The organism is Kitasatospora sp. NPDC005751 (assembly GCF_040630835.1).
Lineage (GTDB): Bacteria > Actinomycetota > Actinomycetes > Streptomycetales > Streptomycetaceae > Kitasatospora.
Window position 1 is genome coordinate 14,269 of the sequence record NZ_JBEXYC010000001.1, and the last position, 20,078, is coordinate 34,346.

General features: G+C 75.0%; 18 protein-coding genes and 1 pseudogene. 10 read left to right on the forward strand and 9 right to left on the reverse strand.

All coding sequences use genetic code 11. The features are described from left to right. The first annotated feature begins 47 nt into the window (after nt 1-47). The 4 genes from ABZ497_RS00065 (at nt 48) to ABZ497_RS00080 (ending at nt 3,232) form a co-directional block, all read left to right on the forward strand. Complete coding sequence (locus ABZ497_RS00065; protein ID WP_329487087.1) at nt 48-449, forward strand: hypothetical protein; 402 nt, start codon at nt 48-50, stop codon at nt 447-449. A gap of 170 nt (nt 450-619) precedes the next feature. After that, nucleotides 620-1,354, forward strand: a complete 735-nt coding sequence (locus ABZ497_RS00070; protein ID WP_359802235.1) for an ATP-binding cassette domain-containing protein — start codon at nt 620-622, stop codon at nt 1,352-1,354. A gap of 1 nt (nt 1,355) precedes the next feature. Beyond that, complete coding sequence (locus ABZ497_RS00075) at nt 1,356-2,633, forward strand: hypothetical protein (RefSeq protein WP_359802238.1); 1,278 nt, start codon at nt 1,356-1,358, stop codon at nt 2,631-2,633. After that, nucleotides 2,630-3,232 carry a hypothetical protein gene (locus ABZ497_RS00080; protein WP_359802241.1) on the forward strand — a complete coding sequence of 201 codons (603 nt, stop codon included), beginning with the start codon at nt 2,630-2,632 and terminating at the stop codon, nt 3,230-3,232. The genes ABZ497_RS00075 and ABZ497_RS00080 overlap by 4 nt, the downstream gene beginning before the upstream one ends. Nucleotides 3,233-3,518: 286 nt before the next feature. Here ABZ497_RS00080 and ABZ497_RS00085 read toward each other — a convergent pair whose 3' ends face one another. Further along, the gene (locus ABZ497_RS00085) at nt 3,519-4,421 is read right to left on the reverse strand and encodes a pentapeptide repeat-containing protein (RefSeq protein ID WP_359802242.1); all 903 of its coding nucleotides are present in this window, start codon (nt 4,419-4,421) and stop codon (nt 3,519-3,521) included. Between the two features lie 287 nt (nt 4,422-4,708). Between ABZ497_RS00085 and ABZ497_RS00090 the strand changes: the two genes are divergently transcribed. Beyond that, complete coding sequence (locus tag ABZ497_RS00090) at nt 4,709-6,343, forward strand: DUF2079 domain-containing protein (RefSeq protein WP_359802245.1); 1,635 nt, start codon at nt 4,709-4,711, stop codon at nt 6,341-6,343. Nucleotides 6,344-6,514: 171 nt separating this feature from the next. Continuing rightward, a complete protein-coding gene (locus ABZ497_RS00095; RefSeq protein WP_359802972.1) occupies nt 6,515-6,862 on the forward strand; it encodes a contact-dependent growth inhibition system immunity protein in 348 nt (115 codons plus the stop codon). Between the two features lie 117 nt (nt 6,863-6,979). Here ABZ497_RS00095 and ABZ497_RS00100 read toward each other — a convergent pair whose 3' ends face one another. Together ABZ497_RS00100 and ABZ497_RS00105 are read right to left on the reverse strand one after the other, a co-directional pair. Beyond that, a complete protein-coding gene (locus ABZ497_RS00100) occupies nt 6,980-7,801 on the reverse strand; it encodes an SGNH/GDSL hydrolase family protein (protein WP_359802247.1) in 822 nt (273 codons plus the stop codon). A 694-nt stretch (nt 7,802-8,495) separates the two neighbouring features. Then, nucleotides 8,496-8,846: pseudogene (locus ABZ497_RS00105) on the reverse strand (helix-turn-helix domain-containing protein); the annotation flags it as partial. Between the two features lie 96 nt (nt 8,847-8,942). Here ABZ497_RS00105 and ABZ497_RS00110 point away from each other — a divergent pair. Both ABZ497_RS00110 and ABZ497_RS00115 read left to right on the forward strand, forming a co-directional pair. Continuing rightward, complete coding sequence (locus ABZ497_RS00110) at nt 8,943-10,157, forward strand: pyridoxal phosphate-dependent aminotransferase (protein ID WP_329487096.1); 1,215 nt, start codon at nt 8,943-8,945, stop codon at nt 10,155-10,157. Nucleotides 10,158-10,269: 112 nt separating this feature from the next. After that, nucleotides 10,270-10,602, forward strand: coding sequence for a YnfA family protein (locus tag ABZ497_RS00115; RefSeq protein WP_359802249.1), 333 nt, complete (start codon nt 10,270-10,272; stop codon nt 10,600-10,602). A gap of 61 nt (nt 10,603-10,663) precedes the next feature. Here the strand turns inward: ABZ497_RS00115 and ABZ497_RS00120 are convergent, their stop codons facing one another. Then, nucleotides 10,664-11,755: a substrate-binding domain-containing protein gene (locus tag ABZ497_RS00120; RefSeq protein ID WP_359802251.1), complete on the reverse strand. Its 1,092-nt coding sequence runs from the start codon at nt 11,753-11,755 to the stop codon at nt 10,664-10,666. Between the two features lie 265 nt (nt 11,756-12,020). On the opposite strand from ABZ497_RS00120, the gene ABZ497_RS00125 reads away from it, so the two are divergent. Then, complete coding sequence (locus tag ABZ497_RS00125; protein WP_359802253.1) at nt 12,021-12,506, forward strand: peroxiredoxin; 486 nt, start codon at nt 12,021-12,023, stop codon at nt 12,504-12,506. A gap of 145 nt (nt 12,507-12,651) precedes the next feature. On the opposite strand, the gene ABZ497_RS00130 is transcribed toward ABZ497_RS00125, so the two are convergent. The 4 genes from ABZ497_RS00130 to ABZ497_RS00145 all read right to left on the reverse strand — a co-directional run bounded on the left by ABZ497_RS00130 (nt 12,652) and on the right by ABZ497_RS00145 (nt 17,381). Beyond that, nucleotides 12,652-14,319, reverse strand: coding sequence for a metallophosphoesterase family protein (locus ABZ497_RS00130; RefSeq protein WP_329487100.1), 1,668 nt, complete (start codon nt 14,317-14,319; stop codon nt 12,652-12,654). Between the two features lie 283 nt (nt 14,320-14,602). Continuing rightward, nucleotides 14,603-14,866 carry a hypothetical protein gene (locus tag ABZ497_RS00135; protein ID WP_329487101.1) on the reverse strand — a complete coding sequence of 88 codons (264 nt, stop codon included), beginning with the start codon at nt 14,864-14,866 and terminating at the stop codon, nt 14,603-14,605. Nucleotides 14,867-14,992: 126 nt separating this feature from the next. Beyond that, nucleotides 14,993-15,403 (reverse strand): (2Fe-2S) ferredoxin domain-containing protein, encoded by a 411-nt coding sequence (locus ABZ497_RS00140; RefSeq protein WP_329487102.1) that lies wholly within the window; start codon nt 15,401-15,403, stop codon nt 14,993-14,995. Between the two features lie 4 nt (nt 15,404-15,407). Next, nucleotides 15,408-17,381, reverse strand: a complete 1,974-nt coding sequence (locus ABZ497_RS00145; RefSeq protein ID WP_359802257.1) for a heavy metal translocating P-type ATPase — start codon at nt 17,379-17,381, stop codon at nt 15,408-15,410. An 89-nt stretch (nt 17,382-17,470) separates the two neighbouring features. Between ABZ497_RS00145 and ABZ497_RS00150 the strand changes: the two genes are divergently transcribed. After that, nucleotides 17,471-17,821 (forward strand): metalloregulator ArsR/SmtB family transcription factor, encoded by a 351-nt coding sequence (locus tag ABZ497_RS00150; protein ID WP_329487104.1) that lies wholly within the window; start codon nt 17,471-17,473, stop codon nt 17,819-17,821. Nucleotides 17,822-17,844: 23 nt separating this feature from the next. Here ABZ497_RS00150 and ABZ497_RS00155 read toward each other — a convergent pair whose 3' ends face one another. Then, nucleotides 17,845-19,836 carry a serine/threonine-protein kinase gene (locus ABZ497_RS00155; RefSeq protein WP_359802260.1) on the reverse strand — a complete coding sequence of 664 codons (1,992 nt, stop codon included), beginning with the start codon at nt 19,834-19,836 and terminating at the stop codon, nt 17,845-17,847. Nucleotides 19,837-20,078: the final 242 nt, after the last annotated feature.

Consider the following 20,078-nt stretch of genomic DNA (forward strand, 5'->3'; position numbering starts at 1 on the left):
GCCTGTATGACGCCCCCCGTGGCGTCACCGAAAAGATCGGACGGGATATGCACGCAAAGCACCGCACGCTCGTGCGCGGCATTCTGGTGGCCGGCGCGCTGCTCGGGTTCGCCGGCGCGACGCCGGCCCTCGCCGAGGGCTCCTGGACGTCCCACATCAGCAACTGGGGGCCCGGCTCCGAGTCCCGCCGGTGGACGGACTACGACCGGGACGACGCCGTGACGACGGTGTCGTTCAAGGGCTGCACCACCGACACCAACGAGTTCAAGAACGCCGATCTCCAGCTCTACAAGGACGTCGTCGGCCCCGACCGGGCCTACGGGTACCGGCTGAACCGGTGCGACACCTCCGTCTGGGGCGACCAGAGCTCCGGCGAGTACTACTTCGCGCTGGAGGGCGTGCGCGCCGGCGGCAAGCTCTGGGTCGACTCGGTGAGCACCCAGTACTGAGCCCGGCCCACCCACCGGCGTCCCGGGAAGTCCGGGCGTTCCCCGACTTCCCGGGACTCCCCGGCCTCCCGACGACCCGGTGGGCCGGTGGAGACCCCGCCCGCCGACCCGCCTCCCTCCCCTCCCCGGTATCGCCCCGCACCCACCGAGCGAAATGCGTCGACCCCGCCATGTCCCTTGAGTTCCACCACGTCGACTTCCAGTACAGCCGGAAAGCCGGACTCTTCGCCGGCTTCGCCCTGCGGATCGACGATCCGGCCACCGTCCTGCTCGGCCCCAACGGCGCCGGCAAGTCCACCCTGATGGCCCTGGCCTCCTCCCAACTCGCCCCGCGCCGGGGCTCGGTCTCCTGGCGCGGACGCACCCCGACCGGGCACGGCGACCGGGCGGCCTACCGGCGGGCGGTGGCCTGGCTGCCGCAACAGGTCACCCCGGTCCCGGGGCTCAGCGTGCGCGAACAGGTCGCGTACAGCGGGTGGTTGAAGGGCATGTCGCGCGCCGACGCCTGGCACGCGTCGGCCGGCGCGCTGGACCGGGTCGGGCTGGCCTCGCTCGCCGACCGGCGCAGCCACCGGCTCTCCGGCGGGCAGCTGCGCCGGCTGGGCATCGCCGGCTGCCTGGCGCACCGCAGCGAACTGATCCTGATGGACGAGCCGACCGCCGGGCTCGACCCGGCGCAGCGCGGCATGTTCCGCACCCTCGTCGAGGACTTGACCACCGAGGTGAGCGTGATCGTCTCCACCCACCAGACCGAGGACCTCGCCACGAGCTACCGGCACGTGGTGGTGCTGGACCAGGGCCGGGTCCGGTTCCAGGGCGGCATCGACGAGTTCCACGCCGTCGCCCCCGGCCGGGGCGAGGGCGCCGAGGCCGCCTACACGCACCTGGTCGAGCGGGAGGCCTGACGTGCTGCTGCGCACCGTCCTCCGCACCTCCGCCGGACTGCGGGCACTGCCGTTCCTGGTCGGATTCCTGCTCGTCGCGCTCGGCGACGAGATCACCGACTGGGTCACCCCCGGCTACGGCCTCTCCGCCACCGGACACGCGAGCATCGCGCTGCCGTTCGCCGGCGCGGCCTGCGCGGCCGCCGGGGCCTGGGAGGGCGGCCGACTGCACCGGGGGCGGGTCTTCGACCGCTCACCGGTCCGGTCGCCGCTGGCGATCACGGCGCCCGTCCTGCTCCCGGTGGTGGTGATGGGCGGACTCGGCATGGCCGCGGCCGTCGGCGCCGCCGCGGTCGCCGGCGGCACGGCGGCCGGCACGCCGCAGCCCGGCCTGTTCGCCGCCTGGGCCGGGCTGCTGCTCGCCAACACCCTGGTCGGCTCGATCGTCGGGCAGGTCCTGGTACCGGTGGTCGCGGTGCCGCTGGCCCTGGTCAGCAGCTTCGTGCTGAACGCCTACCCGGCCTCGTCCACCACCTACTGGTTGCGGCACCTGGTCGGCGGCGGGCTCTCCGACTGCTGCGCCGTGGACCAGGTCCTCGACCAGAAGGCCGTGCTCAGCGCCCTGGCGTTCTCGGGCGCGGTGTGCGCGGCGGCCGTCCTGGTGATCCGGTACCGCGGCGCGCCGGCCGCGCTCGCCGTCGCGCTGGCGGTGACGGCCGGCGGGATCACGCTCGCCACCCACCTCGCCCGGGGGCTCGGACCCGAGCCCGTACTGGACCGGCCCGGCACCGCACTGGTCTGCGACCACGGCCGGCCGCGGATCTGCCTCTGGCCGGAGCTGGGCACCGCCCGTGCGGACCTGGTCCGGACGGAGGCCCGACGGGTCGTCACCACCCTGGCCGAGCGGGGCGTCCCGGTACCCGCGACGCTCACCATGGCGGCCCGGCCGGGGCCGGGCGAGGCCAAGCTGGGCGTCCCGACCACGGCCCGCGCGCAGGACGTGGCACCCGGCGTGGTCGGCGGGCTGCTCCCCCGCACCCCGGACTGCGCCCGGGCGGGCGCCCCCTACCCGGCCGCCGCGGCCGCCGGACCGGTGGCCGCGTGGCTCACCGCCGAGGCCGCCCCGGACGGAGCGGCGCCCGCCGCCCGGGGTCGGTTCGGCGCGGAGGACGCCGCGCTCGCCGGGCACCTGCTGCGGCTCCCCCGGGAAGCCCAACTCGACTGGTACCGGGCGGCCACCGAGGCCCTGCGCCACTGCGACACCCCGGCACCCGCACTGCCCCCGGGCGGTGACCGGTGATCTGGTGGTGCAAGGCACGCGCGGTACCCGCCGTCGTCGCCGCCCTGGCCGGGACGTTCGCGGTGGGCCTGCTCATCGGCGACGGCGAACTGCCGGTGCCCGCACTGCACGGGCATGCGGGCCACTTCCTGGTGGGGCACATCATCACGCTGCTGCCCGCCGCGTTCCTGCTGCACGGCCTCGGCCGGGGCGACCTGCGGACGGAGGCCGTCGCCGGACGCTTCCTGCGGGGGCTGGACACCGCACTCGCCCTGGCCGTCGCGACGGCGGGCGCGGCGCTGGGCCTGCTCACCCACGCGGCCGGCCAGGACGACCTCGCCCTCGTCCTCGCCCGCAACATCGCCGGCTACCTCGGTGCGGCGCTGCTGCTGCACCCGTTGATCGGTCACCGCCCGGCCGCCGCCGCGATCGCCGCCGTCCCGCTGCTCTGCGCGGCGGCCGGCTGGCACCCCGACGGCCGCCCCCAACCCTGGGCCTGGCCCCTCCACCCCGCCGCATCCACCCAGGCGCTCACCGCCGTCACCCTCACCCTCCTGGCCGGCACCACCTGCGCCCTCCTGCGCCCCCGCCCCCTGACAGACCAGAACGTCCTGACCTGACACCCCGCGCAGGAAATCGGCCCGTCCGACTTCCTGCGCAGTACTGACCAGGAATCCCGCCCTCCGGCCGTCCACGTCCGTGCGTGGGAAGTCGACCCACTCGACTTCCCACGCACCACCGATCAGAGCGAAGCACCCGCACTCGGAGCCGCGACGAAACACTCCCGCCGCGACGATCCGGCTCCGGTACCGGCACCCGCACCGGGCCTCTGCATCAGGATCCCGTGCGCAGCCGGTCGGCCCGCTCGACGTTCCGTGCCCGCGCCCGTCGCCCCCCGGCTGGCCGTCAGCGGCGGCGGGGGCGGCTGCCGGGGCTGCCGGGGCGGGGCTTGCGCGGGGAGCGGCGGTCGGCGGCCGCCGGGGTGGTGGCCGTGGCGGGCCAGTGGGTGGGGCGGGCGAGGGCGGGGGGCAGCTTGGTGGCGGCGTCCCCGCGGGCCGCGTTGAGCTGGGCCTGGGTGAGGAAGAGCGCATCGGTGAGGTCGGCGCCGGCCAGGTTGGCGTCCCGCAGGTCCGCGCCGATCAGGTCGGCGGTCCGCAGGTCCGCGCCCGAGAGGTCGGCCGCGACGAGCAGCGCCCCGCGCAGGTTGGCGCCCCGCAGGTCGGCGCCGCGCAGGCGGGCACCGAAGAGGTCCGCGCCCCGGTGCTCCTTGCGGCGCGGGACGGCGGCCCGGACCAGCTCGCTCGCCTTCAGCAGCAGCTCGCTCACCTCCTGGCGGTGGGCGGGCACGTCCACCGCCAGGATCTCCGCCGGGGTGCCGGCCGCGAGCCGGTCGGTCTCCGCGAGCGCCCGGCGCAGCTCGGCACGGAGCGGGCGGGCGGGCTCGTAGGAGAGCGCCTCGGTGAGGTACCAGAGCAGTTCGTGCAGCTGCCGCACCACCGGGAACACGTCGGTCATCCGCCGGGTGTCCTCCGGTGCCTCGCGCCAGCTCCGGCCGCCGAAGGTGACCTGGGAGACCCGCTGACCGGCCCCGAAACAGTCGTAGACCGTGCAGCCCTGAAAACCGCGGTCGCGCAGCTGGGCGTGGATGCCGCAACCGAAGTCGGTCCGCAGGTTGCGGCACGGGGTGCCGGCCGCCTTGGCGACGGCGAAGTCGGCGCCGGCCGCGAACGGCAGCGCGACGCAGCACAGCCCGAAACAGCTCCCGCAGTCGGACAGCAGGCTGATCGGGGCGGGCGTGGGCTCGGTCACTGTGCTGGTGTTCCTCCGTACGGCGGCGCCCGGGCGGTCCGGGTCCGCGGGGCGGCAGGGGCGGCCAGGGGCTGCCGGGCCTGCCGGGGGCTCGCGCGCAGTGCGTGGGGCCCGTCGTAGAGCGTACCGACACCGGCGCCGGGGCCGGGGCGGCCCGGGAACCGGGGGGCGGTGAGCGGCAGTCCGTTAGTGTGGTCGGCCGGTGTCGGTTCGGGATCTGTACGAAGGTCCGTACGAATCGGGGGCACCGCAGGCACCGGAGCAACCGAACAGTGGAGGAATCAGGCATGTCCCGGCACGACGTCACGCCGTACCCGGACACCGAGAGCGAGGACGCCCGCACCGCGGGCGACCCCGCCCCCGCGAAGGCGGCGGCGGCCCTGCGCCTCCCGCCCCGCGCCCGTACCGCCGCCCTCACCCTGCTCTGCTTCGCCGTCTGCCTGGCGATCGGTGCCCAGCAGTGGATCACCGCCCAGCTGGGCGGCTTCGACCTCGGCATCTTCGACCAGGGCGTGCGCGGCTACGCGCACTTCGGTCTGCCGGTGTCGTCGCTGAAGAGCTTCCACCACGAGTTCCCGCCGGACTTCTCGCTCCTCGGCGACCACTTCTCCCCCGTGATCGCGCTGCTGTCGCCGCTGTACTGGCTCTGGGACGACCCGCGCTCGCTGCTCGTGGGCCAGGCACTGCTGTTCGCCACCGGGGTCCCGCTGGTCCGCCGGGTCGCCGACCGCTGCTTCGCGGACGCCGACCCGCGCACCGCCCGCCGCGCCGCCGACCTGGCGGGCCTCGCCTACGGGCTGGGCTGGCCGCTGCTGGTGGCCTCGCGCGGCGGCTTCCACGAGGTCGCCTTCGCCGTCCCGCTCACCCTGCTGATGCTGGAGCGCGGGCCGGCCCGCCGCTACGGCACGGCGGCGCTGGCCGGTCTGCTGCTCTGCTGCACCAAGGAGGACCTGGGGCTGGCGGTCGGCGCGTACGGGCTGGTGCTGCTGCTGCGGGCCCGCCGGGACGAGGACCGCGACCGGCGCCGGCGGACCCTCCGCTGGGGCACCGGCTTCCTGCTCGGCGGACCGCTCGCCTCGGTGGTGGCGATCGCCTGGCTGGTACCGGCGATGGGCGGGGTGCCCGGCTACTACTGGAACTACGGCTCGCTGGGGACGGACGCCGGCGACGCCGCCTCCAGCGTGCTCGCGGACCCGACGCTGCTGGTGTCGGCCGCCTTCGACGCCCCGCTGAAGCCGCTGCTGCTGCTCTGGATCTTCGGCACCCTGTTCCTTCTGCCGCTGCGCTCCGCCACGGTGCTCTGCGCCCTGCCGCTGCTGGCGGAGCGGGTGCTCTCCAGCAACCCGAACCACTGGTCGATCGCCCGGCACTACGACGCGTTCCTCTGGCCGGTCCTGCTGGTCGCGGCACTGGAGGTGCTGGGCCGCCGGCACGACCGCGTGCGCACCCGCCGCCTCGGCGTGGCGGCGGCCGCCGTGACGATCGCGGCCGCGCTGCCGCTCGGGGCGGCCGGCCTGTTCGTCCCCGCCTACTGGCAGGCGAAGCCGAGCGAGGCGGCGCTGATCCGGGGCGCCGAGCGGATCCCGGACGGCGTCACGGTCGAGGCCGACAACCAGGCCGCCCCCCGGCTGACCGCCCGCACCGACGTGGTGCTGGTGGACGGCACCCCGCGCGGGCGCGAGTACGTGCTGATCCGCGCCGACAAGCGCGCGTTCCCGTTCAAGACCGACCGCGAGCAGGCGGCCCGGATCGAGCTGCTGCTGGCACACGGCTACCGGCAGGTCTGGTCCGAGGACGGCGTGGTGCTGCTGCACCGGGAGAGCTCCGAGCCGGTCCCCGGCGAGCACGTGCCCGGCCCGGGCAGCACGGGGTACCAGGACGAGGTGCCGTCGGACGTCGGCCACAACCTCTTCCGGGGCTGACCGGGTTCCGGGGCCGACCGGGCCGACCCCAGGAGGCCGCGGCGGCCCCGCCTGCGGTCGTCCGGTGAACCGGGACCCCTCCCCGGCGGACCTCGAACCCGACCGCGACCCGACCGCGAACCCGACCGCGAGAGCGGCCGTGGGCCGGACCTCCCGGTCGGCGCGACCCGGCTGGTGGCGACCGCGCACGCCCCGCGGCGCAAGCCGGTCGGCGAGCTGACCGTCGAGGACCTGCGTCTGCTGATCCGGCAGGACGTGGGCCTGCCGCACCTCCTGCCACGGGCGCTGGACGTCCTGCGGGACGACCCGATGGTGGCGGGCGACCTCTACGAGGGCGACCTGCTCCACGCCGTGCTCACCAGGAGTCCGGGCGTCTGGAGCCGTCAGCCCGCACTCGGGCACCGGCTCCGGCGGATCCTCGCGGAATCGGTCGGGCTGCCCCCACCGCTCCGTCGGGAGGCCGAGCGGTTCCCGGCCTGGTCGGTGCCCGGGGAGCCGGGAACCGCTCAGCCCTCGTAGCGCGACCGCTCCGCACGCTCCGGCGCCCGGCCGCCACCCGGCCGCCACCCGGGCGGCGGCCGGGCCACGGCCGGTGCGGCGACGGCCGACCCGGGTGCCCGGGCACCCGGGAAACGCTCAGCCCTCGTACGGCAGCAGCTCCGCGCGCTTCGGCGGGCGGCCGTCGCCCGAGGAGCGGCCGGTGATGCGGCGGCCGATCCAGGGGCCGAGGTGTGTCCGGGCCCAGCGGGCGTCGGCGGCCAGCTTCTCCGCCCGGCCTGGCAGGGCGGCGGCCGGCAACGGGGCGCGCCAGTCGAAGGCGGCGGGGCGGCCGAGCGCCTCCAGGACGGCCTCGGCGACCCGGCGGTGGCCCTCGGGGCCGAGGTGCAGGCGGTCCTCGGCCCAGAGGCGGCGGTCGTCGAAGCACGGTGCGGAGAAGAGGTCGACCACCGCGATCCCCCGGTCCTGGCCGAGCTCGTGCACGAAGGCCTTCATCCGCAGGATCGCCGGGAGCAGCCGGGTGCTGCCCGCCATCCGGCGGGTGGGGTCGGTACTGGTGAACAGCACCACGGTGGCGCCGGTGGCGCGCAGCGCGGTGGCGGAGCGGCCGAGCAGGTCCTCGACCTGGGCGATGTCGCAGCGCGGCCGCAGCACGTCGTTGAGGCCGCCGGCCAGGGTGACGAGGTCGGCGCGCATCGCGGCGGCGGTGGCCAGTTGCTCGTCGTGGATCTGGCCGATCAGCTTGCCCCGGACGGCGAGGTTGGCGTACCGGAAGGCGCCGGCCGGCTGCTCGGCGGCGAGCCGGTCGGCGACCCGGTCGGCCCAGCCCCGGTAGTGGCCGTCGGGGAGCAGGTCGTCGCACATGCCCTCGGTGAAGGAGTCCCCGACGGCGACGTAACTGGTGTACCCGGTGGGCTCGGTGGGCGCGCCGGGCGCGCTCTTCTCCATTGTGTTCTCCATGGCCCGACGATCGTACGCGCACCTCCACCGGCTGCCGGGGACACCCCCGGCACCGCGCAAGCCCGACAGCCGGACCGGGGCAACGGACCGGACCGGCCCGAATCAACGGTGGCGGCAACCGAACGCCGACCGGCCGTTTATCGGCCGGCGCCAGAGTGGGTCGGGCCGGGAGGGGACGCCCGGCAGGCACCGCCCGCCGAGGAGGGCACCCGGAGCGCAGGACCGGCCGCAGCCCGTGCACCACAGCGGCCGCACTCGTCCGGGTCACCCGACCGCCGGCGCGGAGCGACGACCAGCAACGGGGGAGCTGGTCGCCGGAGCCGTCACGGATCCGCCGCCGGTACGGAGGGGTTCGCGCAGCTCTCGCGGAGAGCTGCGCGAGCCCGGTCCGTGACCGGGCTCCGCCGGACCGGGAGGTCGGCCGGCAGCCACGCGTCGTCGGGGATCCGGTACCCGGTCGCGTACCCGCCCTCCTCCGTCAGCGGCCGGCGGAAGCCGTCAGCGCGGGCGTCGACGGGCTTGAGGGGCGAAGGCGCCGTCCACGCGAGGTGCGCCGGGACGGCACCCGCGGATCGCCTCCCGCGGCACCCTAGCCCGCCACCACCGCGCCGTCCGCCGACAGTTCGCGCCCGCCGTCCGGTCCGGCCACCCCGCCGGCCGCCTCCGCGCCACCCGCGCCGTCCGCACCCGTGACCCAGTGCTCCCGCACCGCGTCCGTCGGCCGCTGCTCGCCGAGCAGGTCGAGGCCCCAGGCACCCAGGGCGTCGACCACCCGGCGCAGCGTCGCGCCCCGCTCGGTGAGCTCGTACACGGTGGCGTTGGCCGGCCGTTCCAGCCGCCGGCGCAGCACCAGGCCCTCGCCCTCCAGCTGCTTGAGCCGGGCGGCGAGGATGTCGGTGGAGACGCCGGGCAGGTCGGCGTGCAGGTCGGTGTAGCGGCGCGGGCCGGCGAGGAGTTCACGGACGATCAGGAGACTCCAGCGCTCCCCCACCGCGTCCAGGGCGCGGGCGACGGCGCAGTACTGGTCGTAGCTTCGGCGTGACATGTGGATCAGCATAGCCAAAAGGTTGGACTTTCCAAGTGCTTACTTGGTAGAACAAAGCGAGCAGAACGTGCGGGTTGACCGGTCGGGAGGCCTCAGATGGAGTTTCGGCAGTCCAGCAAGCTGACGGGTGTGTGCTACGAGATCCGGGGCCCGGTGGTCGACCAGGCCAATGCGCTGGAGGCGGCCGGGCACAGTGTGCTGCGTCTGAACACCGGCAACCCGGCGCCGTTCGGCTTCGAGGCGCCGGAGGAGATCCTCCAGGACATCATCCGCAACCTGCCCAACGCCCACGGCTACAGCGACTCGCGCGGCATCCTGCCGGCCCGTCGCGCGGTGGTGCAGTACTACCAGCAGCGCGGCGTCGCCGGAGTGACCGTCAACGACGTCTACCTCGGCAACGGCGTCTCCGAGCTGATCCAGATGGCCGTCACGGCCCTGGTCGACGACGGCGACGAGGTGCTCGTCCCGATGCCCGACTACCCGCTCTGGACGGCCGTGGTCCGGCTGGCCGGCGGCAAGGCCGTCCACTACGCCTGCGACGAGCAGGCGGACTGGTACCCGGACCTCGACGACATCGCGGCCAAGATCACCCACCGCACCAAGGCCATCGTCGTCATCAACCCCAACAACCCGACCGGCGCGGTCTATCCGAAGGAACTGCTGGAGGGCATCCTCGACCTCGCCCGCCGGCACCAGCTGATGGTGCTGGCCGACGAGATCTACGACAAGATCCTCTACGACGACACCGAGCACCACTGCCTGGCCGCACTCGCCGAGGACGTGCTGACGCTCACCTTCAACGGCCTCTCCAAGTCCTACCGGGTGGCCGGCTTCCGCAGCGGCTGGCTGGTCGTCTCCGGGCCCAAGCAGCACGCCACCGACTACCTGGAGGGCCTCACCATGCTCTCCGGCATGCGGCTCTGCCCCAACGTCCCGGCCCAGTACGCCGTCCAGGCCGCACTCGGCGGCCACCAGTCCATCAACGACCTCGTCCTGCCCGCCGGCCGGCTCACCGAGCAGCGCGACGTCGCGTACAAGGCGCTGAACGAGATCCCCGGCGTCAGCTGTGTGAAGCCCAAGGGCGCGCTGTACGCGTTCGCCCGGCTGGACCCGGCGGTGCACCGGATCGTCGACGACGAGCGGTTCGTCCTGGACCTGCTGCTCCGCGAGAAGATCCACGTCGTCCAGGGCACCGGCTTCAACTGGCCGCGCCCGGACCACTTCCGCTTCGTCACCCTCCCCCGGGCCGACGACCTGGAGACCGCGATCAACCGGATCGGCCGCTTCCTCGCCACCTACCGACAGACCTGACGCCCCGGTCGCCGGCTGACCTGACGCCCCGGCCGCCGGCGGCCCGGGAGCCCCCGCACCCCCGGCGACGCGGGCACGGCCCCGCCCGCCGCGGCTCGTAGGCTTGGCGACCATGACGGTCCTGCGCTCCGCCGCCCTGTTCGCCCTCGCCGCCCTCGCCGAGATCGGCGGCTGCTGGCTGATCTGGCAGAGCGTGCGGGAGGAGCGGCCGTGGTGGCTGGCCGGCCTCGGGGTGGTGGTGCTCGGCGGGTACGGCTTCGTCGCCGCGCTCCAGCCGGACAGCGACTTCGGCCGGGTGCTGGCCGCGTACGGCGGCGTCTTCGTGGCCGGCTCGCTGCTCTGGGGCATGGCGGTGGACGGCTTCCGGCCCACCCGCTACGACGTGGCCGGGGCGCTGGTCTGCCTGGCCGGGGTCGCCGTGATCATGTACGGCCCCCGGCGCTGAGCGGCGGCGCTGCCGCACAGCACCGGGGCGGGCGGACGCCGGCGGACGCCGGCACCCCCGCCTACTTGACGCCGGCCGCCGCGCAGGCGTCCGCGAACGGCGCGGTGCAGATGTCGGCCGCCTTGTACAGGCCGCCGCCGACCACCGTGGCCTGCACCTTCGCCTTGGTCACCACGATCGGGGTGAGCAGCAGCGAGGGGATCCGCTGCCCGCCGCTGTCGACCCCCGCGTTGGCCGCCGCGTTGATGTCCATCCCCTTCAGCAGCTGGACGGCGATGCTCCCGGCGGCGTCCGCCTCGGGCTTGTACGGCTTGTAGACGGTGAAGGACTGCTCGCCGGTCAGCACCCGGCGCACCGCGTCGATGGAGGCGTCCTGGCCGCCGACCGGGACGTTCTTGATCCCGGCCGCCTTGAGCGCCTCGATGACGGACGCGGCCATGCCGTCGTTGGCCGCGTACACGGCCTGGAAACCGTCCTTGCCGAGGGCCTGGATGGCCTCGTTGGTCTTCGCCAGGGCCACCTCCGGCTTCCACTCGCCGGACTGCTCGTAGCCGATCTTCTTGACCCGGCCGTCGAGCGACCGGTGCGCGCCGGCCTTGAACATCGCCGCGTTGGGGTCGGACTCGGCGCCGTTGATCATCACGACCGTGGCGGCGGCGGCCTTCGGGCCGAGCGCGTCGAGCAGGGCCTGGCCCTGGATCTCGCCGGTGCGCTGGTTGTCGAAGGACACGTAGGCGGCGACCTTGCCCTCCGCCAGCCGGTCGTAGGCGACGACCTTCACGCCCTTGGCGGCGGCGGCCTCCACCCAGGGGGCGGTGACCTTGGCGTTCACCGGGTCGAGCAGGACGACCTTGACGCCCTTGGCCAGCAGGTCGTCGAACTGCCTCTTCTGGACGGTCTCGTCGCCGTCGGCGTTGGCGTAGTCGACGACGCAGCCGGTGCAGAGGGACTCCACCGTGGCCTCGATCAGCGGCTTGTCGAAGGCCTCGTACCGGGTCGAGGAGGTCTTCTCGGGCAGCAGCAGCCCGATGGTCTTGCCGGCGACGCCGTCCGAGTGCGGTGCCGCTCCGTCGCTCTGGCCGCAGGCTGCGAGGGCGAGGGCCAGCGCGAGCGTGGCCGTGCCCGCGCCCGCGCGACGGGTCGTTCTGTTCATGGTGGGTGCTGCCTCCTGACTGCGCCGCGGCTTTGCGGCAGAGGTCGGAGTCAAGCCGCGCTCGGCGATTCCGTCAATAACTGAATGGAAACTCGATACCTTGCTGCTCGATTCGTTATGAAGTGAAGGTCCGTCGGATATTCCCGCACGACAGTCGCGAAGCCTTCGCAGACCGGCGTCAACTCTTCAACATCACGAGCCCGGCCGCCACCCGGGCATAGGGTGGGCGGCGACCCCCCCGCCCACCCGTGAGGACCGCACAGCGATGGCCAAACCCCCCGAAATCGGCTCCCTCGCCCCCGAGTTCACCCTGCCCGGCCTGCTGTTCGACGAGCAGGCCGGCACCGCCGAACGCCGCGAGTACCGCCTCGCCGAAGCCAAGGGCGCCCCGCTGCTCCTGGTCTTCTACCCCGGCGACGACACCGCGGTCTGCACCAAGCAGCTCTGCTCGTACAGCTCCGACCTGGACCGCTTCCGCGGCCTGGGCGCCACCGTGTGGGGCATCAGCCCGCAGGGGCTGGACAGCCACGAGCAGTTCGCCCGCAAGCACCGCCTGGGCTTCCCGCTGCTCGCCGACCCGGACCGGACCGTCGTCCGCGCCTACGGCATCGCGGTGCCCGGGCTCGGGCTGCGCCGCTCGGTGTTCGTCCTGGACGGCGACGGCACGGTCCGCTGGAAGCACGTCGCGCTCGCCGGGCTGACCTTCCAGCACAGCGACACCCTCGCGGCGCAACTGGCCGCACTCGGCTAGACCGGCCCGCCGGCGGGGAGCCCGGGCGGCGCACGCGGCAGTCCCCGGGCCGGGCCGGACACGCCGGTGGCCCGGCCGGGAGTTCCCGGCCGGGCCACCGGGCCCCGTGGGGCCGGTCTCCGCGCCCCCTGGCGCGCGGGACGGACTACCAGCCCCAGCCGCCGCCCTCGCCGTCGTCGTCGGTGGTGCCGTCCCAGCCCTCGCCGACCTTGCGCAGGATCGTGTAGTGGTCGACCTGCGTGCCGTTCTCGGCGAGCGCGGTGACCTTCATCGACGACTTCTGCCCCAGGTGCGCCGGGGTGACGTCGACCTTGATGAACGAGTAGCCGGTGTAGCGGACCCGCGACCACTCGACCTTCTCGGTCACCTTCACCCCGCCCTTGGCGAAGTGGTAGGTGTCCACCGAGTCCAGCCGGTTCTCGTGGCCCTCGTAGGTGTCCGGGGCGTCGAAGCTGTACAGGCTGCGGCCGGCCGCGCCCGCCGTCACGTACACCACGCCGTCGGTGGCCGGCTCGACGGTGGCGCCGCTCGGCACCGCCTTGGAGACCTTGTTGCCGAGGATCGCGTCGGTCCGCTCGTAGACGTGGTTGTGACCGTTGATCACCAGGTCCACCCGGTACTTCTCGAACAGCGGCACCCACGCCTCGCGCACCCCGCCCTCGGAGGCGTGCTGGTGGGTGGTGGAGAAGGCGCAGTGGTGGAAGAAGACCACGACGAAGTCGACGGTCTCGTCGTTGCGGAGGTCCTTCAGGGTGCGCTGCAGCCACGCGGTCTGCTTGCCCGCCGAGATGCCCAGGTTGGCCGGGATCTCGTAGGAGACGTCGTTGGCGTCCAGCGAGATGACGCCGACGTTCTTGTAGCGGAAGCTGTAGACGCCGGGGACGGTCCGCGGGTCCGGGCCGTTGTCCGGCAGGAAGAAGCGGTTGTTCTCGCCGCCGTACCCGTGGTGCGAGTACCAGGCCTCCATGTCGTGGTTGCCGTAGGAGACCATCCACGGGACCTTCGAGGCGACCGTCTCGGTCTGGACCAGGAAGTCGTCCCAGGTGCGGGCGTTGTACACCGACTTGTCGGCGTCCTGGCCGGAGCCGGCCGGGTCGGCGTAGCAGATGTCGCCGGCGTGCAGGTGGAAGGCCGGGTTCTGGGCCAGGATCACGTGGTCGTTGCCGGCCGCGTGCGCGCTGACGCCCTGGTCACCGAAGGCGGTGAAGGTGAACGGCTCGTACACCTTGCCCCAGCGGTGGTCGCGCGAGGGCGCGGTGCGGAAGGTGCTCAGGGTGGAGATCGCCTGCTGCGAGGCCGGGTCGAAGCCCTGGTGGCCGACGCCGTAGTAGTACGTGGTGTCGGGCTGGAGGTCCTCCAGTGCGACGTGCAGGTAGTACTGGTCCACCGGCTGGCCGGTCGGGGTCAGCGCGGGGGTGTGCAGGGCGCGCACCTCGGCCTGGACCTTGTGGCCGAGGTCCCACGGGTTCCTGCCGTAGCGCAGGAACGGCTTCTTCACCGGGGCCGGGACCTGCCAGGAGACCCGGAACTGGGTGTCCGGCTCGGGGCCGAACGCGAGGTGACGGCCGATCGGGGCGACGAGCGAGCCGTCGACGCCGTCGGCCGTGCCGCCGGTCAGCAGCTGCGGGGAGGCCGGCGCGGCCGTCGCGACACCGCTGCCCAGCGAACCGCCCACGGCCAGGGCGCCGACGCCGACGGCACCGGCGGTCAGCATCCGGCGGCGGGAGAAACGGGCCCGCAGGTACTCGTGCTGCTCGGCCATGCTCATGCGGTCGGCGAGCTTCGCGGGCACGCCCATGTGGGGGATATCCATGGGCGGGACTCTTCCAGCGCAGCGTTGACCGCACACCTACAGGCGGTGAACGCACCCCGGCGTGCCGGTCAGTCGAACGCCAATGTTCGACCATGTCTCGGCAAAGTCGCCCCGGGCGGCCGGAGGCCGCCGGATCATCCGGCCCGGCCCGGGTCCTGATCCCCCGGGTCCTGATCCCCCGTCGCCGGCTCCGCCGTACCGGCCGGGGCGCACGCGGACCGGCCGGGGCCCTGCGCTACCGGCCGGGGCCCCGGCAGACGAAGGGCTCCGCCGGCCGACGGCCTCAGCGCGGCGGCGGGGCGATCTCGTCCCAGGTGGAGGGGGCGCGGTTGCCGGTGCCGTCGCACGTCCGGCAGACCTCGTCGCGGTAGGCGTGCTTGGCGCCGGCCGCGTCGACCCGGTAGCGGACGTAGACACCGGTGCCGTCGCAGAGGAAGCAGTTGCCACCACCGCCGCCGACCTCGGTGGTGCCGGTGCCCTGGCAGGTGCGGCAGCTGAGACCGGCGGTGCGGCCGGTGCCCGCGCAGATGCGGCAGACCGTGGTCACGTCGTGATTCCTCCCAAGCCGGGGCGCCCGGTAAATGGTAGTGCCCCGGCCCGCCGGACGGACCGCCCCGGAGCCGGGCACCCGCACCGGGCCCGGTGCGGGCCGCCGGACCGGGCTCCCGGCGCCTCAGCCCGGGAGGCCGTCGCGGATCCGGCGGGAGACGGTGACCTGCTGGAGGTCGAGCAGCCCCGGCGGCTCGGCCAGGCCCGGGCCGCCGGCGTGCACCCACTCGGCTATCTCCTCGACCATGTCGTCCGCCAGCACCCAGCCCAGCCAGACCGGGCGGCCGCCGGCCGCGCGGCCCTCGCTGGACGGGCCGACCACCACGACGTTGGAGTGCGCGCACGCGTCCAGGCACTTGACCGCGCGGACCTTGCCCGCTCCACCGACGGCCTCGCGCAACCGCTCGTACTGGCCCGCGTGGTCGACGCCCGGGTGCTTCTCCTGGGTGCCGCAGCAGCAGCCCCGGCAGACGGTGACGGTCACCGGGGCCGCGGGCCCCTTCCCGCCACCGCGCTCGCGGTCTCGACGGCTCATCGGCTCAGCGCTCCTCGTGGTTCCCGGCCCCGGCGCCCGGGGCTTCCTGGTGGAGGGCCCGCAGCCACGCCCGTTCGCGCAGCAGCCGCAGGCCGTTGAGGCCGACGATCACGGTGGAGCCCTCGTGCCCGGCGACACCGAGCGGCAGTGGCAGCGTACCGGCCAGGTCCCAGACCACCAGGACGGTGATGAACGCCCCGGCGATCGCCAGGTTCTGCACGACCAGCCGGCGGGCCCGCCGGGAGAGCGCCACCACGGCCGCCACCGCGGTCAGTTCGTCGCGCACCACCACCGCGTCCGCGGTCTCCAGGGCGAGGTCGGACCCGGCCCGGCCCATCGCGACGCCGCTGTGCGCGGCGGCCAGCGCGGGGGCGTCGTTGACGCCGTCCCCGACCATCAGCACCCGGTGCCCGCCGACGGCCAGTTCGCGGACCGCCGCCACCTTGTCCTGGGGCAACAGCGCGCCCCGGACGTCGGTCAGACCGACCTCCCGGGCGAGGTGCTCGGCGGCGAGCCGGTTGTCGCCGGTGAGCAGCACCGGTGGGCGGCCGGTGAGCGCGGCCAGGCCCCGGACGGCGGCCGCGGCCTGCTCGCGCGGGCGGTCGGCGAGGCCGAGCACGCCGACCGGCTCCCCGTCGCGCAGCACCAGGACGGCGGTGCGGCCGGCCGCCTCCAGCTCGGCGACCGCGGGGTGCCCGCGGTACGGACCGGGGGCGCCCACCGCGACCACCGCGCCGCCGACCACGGCCCGCACGCCGATCCCCGGGGTGGCGGTGAAGTCGGTGGCCGCGGGCGGCACCAGGCCGCGCTCGCGGGCGGCGGCGACCACCGCCCGGGCCAACGGGTGCTCGCTGGGGTGCTCGGCACCGGCCGCGAGGGAGAGCAGCTCGGCCTCGGTGACGCCCAGCGGGCGCAGCTCGACGACCTTCGGCGTGCCCTCGGTGAGGGTGCCGGTCTTGTCCAGGGCGACGGTGTCCACCTGGCCGAGCCGCTCCATCACCACGGCGGACTTGACCAGCACGCCGTGCCGGCCGGCGTTGGCGATGGCGGAGAGCAGCGGCGGCATGGTGGCCAGTACCACGGCGCACGGCGAGGCGACGATCATGAACGTCATGGCGCGCAGCAGGGTGGCGGTCAGCTCCGCGCCGAGGGCGAGCGGGACGGCGAAGAGCAGCAGCGTGGCGGCCACCAGAGCGGCGGCGTAGCGCTGTTCGACCTTCTCGACGAAGAGCTGGGTGGGCGCCTTGGTCTCGGAGGCCTCCTGCACCATGGCGACGATCCGGGCGATCACGGAGTCGGCGGCGTCCCGTTCGACCCGGATCCGCAGGGCGCCGCCGCCGTTGAGGGTGCCCGCGTACACCTCGTCGCCGGCGGACCGGGCGGCGGGCAGCGGTTCGCCGGTGATGGTGGCCTGGTCGACCTCGCTGCTGCCGTCGAGGACCCGGCCGTCGGCGCCGATCCGCTCGCCGGGGCGGACCAGCACGGTGTCGCCGACGGCGAGTGCGGCGGTGGGGACGGTCTCCTCCCGGCCGTCGGCGGTGAGCCGGCAGGCCGTGGCGGGGGCGAGGTCGAGCAGGCCCCGGACGGAATCGGCGGTGCGGGCGGTGGCCAGCGCCTCCAGGGCGCCGCTGGTCGCGAAGATCACGATCAGCAGGGCGCCGTCCAGCGGCTGACCGATGGCCGCGGCGCCGAGGGCGGCGACCACCATCAGCAGGTCGACGTCCAGGGTCCGCTCGCGCAGCGCCCGCAGCCCGGCCAGGGCGGGTTCCCAGCCGCCGGCCAGGTACGCGGCCGCGTACAGCGCCCCGGACGCCCACCCGGGGCCGTCGAGCAACCGCACGGCGAGGGCGGCCAGGAAGGCCGCGGTGGCGGCGGCCGCCCAGCGGGCCTCGGGCAGCGCGAGCACCCGGGTGCGGCGCGGGGGCGCCGTCGCGGGGGCGGTGGGGACCGGCGGTCGGGTGAGCACGGTGGCGGACATGTCCGCCACGATACAGGAACATATGAACACACTTTCATTCGTTCCTGCGTGCCGGGCCCCGCCTGAGCCCCGACCCGTAGGATGCCCCCATGGGACACGCAGCCGCCGAGAACGCCGTGCCGCAGATGCGCCTGGACGCGTCGAACGCGGCCAAGGTGGCGAACACCCTCCAGGCCCTGGCCACCCCCTCCCGCCTGCTGATACTCGCCCAGCTGCGGGAGGGCCCGCGGGCCGCCACCGAACTCGCCGACGCCGTCGGCATGGAGCAGTCCGCCTGCTCCCACCAGCTCCGCCTGCTGCGCAACCTCGGCCTGGTCGTCGGCGAGCGCCGCGGCCGCTCGGTGGTCTACTCCCTCCACGACGACCACGTCGCCGCACTCCTCGACCACGCCGTCTACCACGTCGACCACCTGCGCCTCGGCGTCACCGACGACCGGTAGGGCTCACTCCGGAGCCCCGCGGCTCAGGGCATCCGCCACTGCTGGTAGGCGTTGCCCGGCGTGCAGGCCGTCATGGTGGCCTGCCTGCCCGCGCCGTTGTCGGTCAGGCAGGTCGACCCCATGTAGTCCTTGAGGTAGTAGACGCCCTGGGCGCCCGCGCCGACCACCGACCAGTTGGCCATGAAGCTGAACCCCGGTGAGAGCAGCACCTTCTGACTCGACGTGTTCGAGAAGTCGGTGTCCTGGACGAGGGCCGGCCCGCTCAGGCCGCACGCGTGGATCTCGTACCAGCCGCCCGGGTTCGGGTCCGAGCGCACCCAGCCGTAGGCGGTCGTCCCGCCCACCACGACGGCGCCGCCCGGCGACGGGCCGGCGGCGGCCAGGCCGAGCTTCTGGCCGTCGGCCACGTTGACGATGTCGCCCCACCGGCTGCCGCCGCACCCCGCGGGCACGGTCGGCGCCGACGGCTTGGGCTCCGGCGGCTTGGGAGCCTCGGGGCTGGGCGCCGGCTGGTTCGGCGCGGGTGCCGACGGGGCGGGCTGGTTGGGTGCGGGGGCCTGCGGCGCGGGCTGGTTCGGCGCGGGAGCCGCCCCACCGCCCCCACCGCCCCCACCGCTGCCGCTGCCGCCCGTCTTCGGCGAGGTGCCGCCCGACCCGCCGGAGGACCCGCCGGCCGACCCCGTACCGCCCGACCCCGTGCCGCCGCCCGGCTTCGGTGCCGCGCCCGGTGCCGGGACCTCCGGCACGCCGCCGGCGGGCGGCACGGGCGCTCCGCCGGCCTCGGGCTCCGCGGCCGGTGGAGCGCCCGGCGCGGGCTCCGCGCCCGGCGCCGGCGTGGCCGGGAGCTCCCCGGTCGGCGAGGCGGTCGCCGCCGGGCTGTCGGTGAGCGGGCCGGCGGACACCGACACCGCCGGCTGCGCACCGGGCTGTTGCGTCTGCGTCTGCGTGTGGAACGGGCCCCGCTCCACCAGCACGACCGTGGCCGCGCCACCGGTGATGACCACCGGAATGATGACGGGCACCAGGAGGCGGCGCCACCGCCGGCCCGCACCGGGCTCGGCGCCGGTCCGGCGTGCCACCCGGGCGACCTCGGCCGCCGGGGCGCCGGCCACCGGAGTCCCGGGCACGGCGGGCGGGACGGGGCGCACCACCGCGGCGACCGGCGCCGACCTGTCGCCGACCGCCTCCCGTGCCGCGGCCGCCATCGCGGCCGCGTCGGCGAACCGGTCCCCCGGCTGCTTGGCCAGCGCCCGGGCGACGAACTCCCGCACGGCCGGCGCGAACTCACCGGGCAGCTCCGGCGCCGGCTGCTGGACGTGCTTGAGCGCCACCTCGACCACGCTCTCGCCGGTGAACGGCGGCGTGCCGGTCAGCAGTTCGTAGCAGACCACACCGAGCGAGTAGAGGTCCGAGGCCGGCGTGACTCCGCCGCCGCCGGCCTGCTCCGGGGCCATGTACAGGGCGGTGCCGACCACCACGTTGGTCGCCGTGAGCGTGGTGCTCACCAGCGCCCGCGCGATGCCGAAGTCCGTCACCGTCACCCGGCCGTCGTCCCCCAGCATCAGGTTGGACGGCTTGACGTCCCGGTGCACGATCTCCTGCTGGTGGGCGGCGTGCAGCGCGTCGAGCGCCCTGGCGAGCAGGCTCAGCGCCCGCTCGGGCGGCATCGGGCCGTCCTCGGCGAGGGCCTTGTCCAGCGGCCGCCCCTCGACGAGCTCCATCACGATGTAGGCGATCCGCTCGCCCTCGGCTCCGTGGCCGGCGTCGCCGCCCTGCTCCCCGTAGTCGTGGACCTCCACGATGCCCGGGTGGCTGATCGCCGCGAGCAGTTGGGCCTCGCGCCGGAACCGCGACGCGAACGTCCCCTCCTCCAGCAGTCCCGCGTGCAGGACCTTGACGGCGACCTGCCGCTCCAGCACCCGGTCGTCGGCGCGCCAGACGGCGCCCATGCCGCCGCCACCGATCCACTCGGTCAGCGCGTACCGACCTCCGAGTACGGTCCCCCGACCATTCATGCCCCGCCCCTTCGCAGTGCCCCGCCCCAACGGGTCGTCACCAACACGGCCTGTGCTGCCACCACTCTCCCCCGCCCGCCGCGCCACCGGTACCGGTCGGACCCGGCCGTTCGGGCCGCGGCGAGCATCAGACGCTACCGGGCAGGGTCGGCACGGCCCCGCCCGGGGCCGGGTGGTGGCCGCCGAACGGCCGTCGAACGGCCGGTGACGGGCGCGTGGGTGCGGGCACCCGGGACCGACCG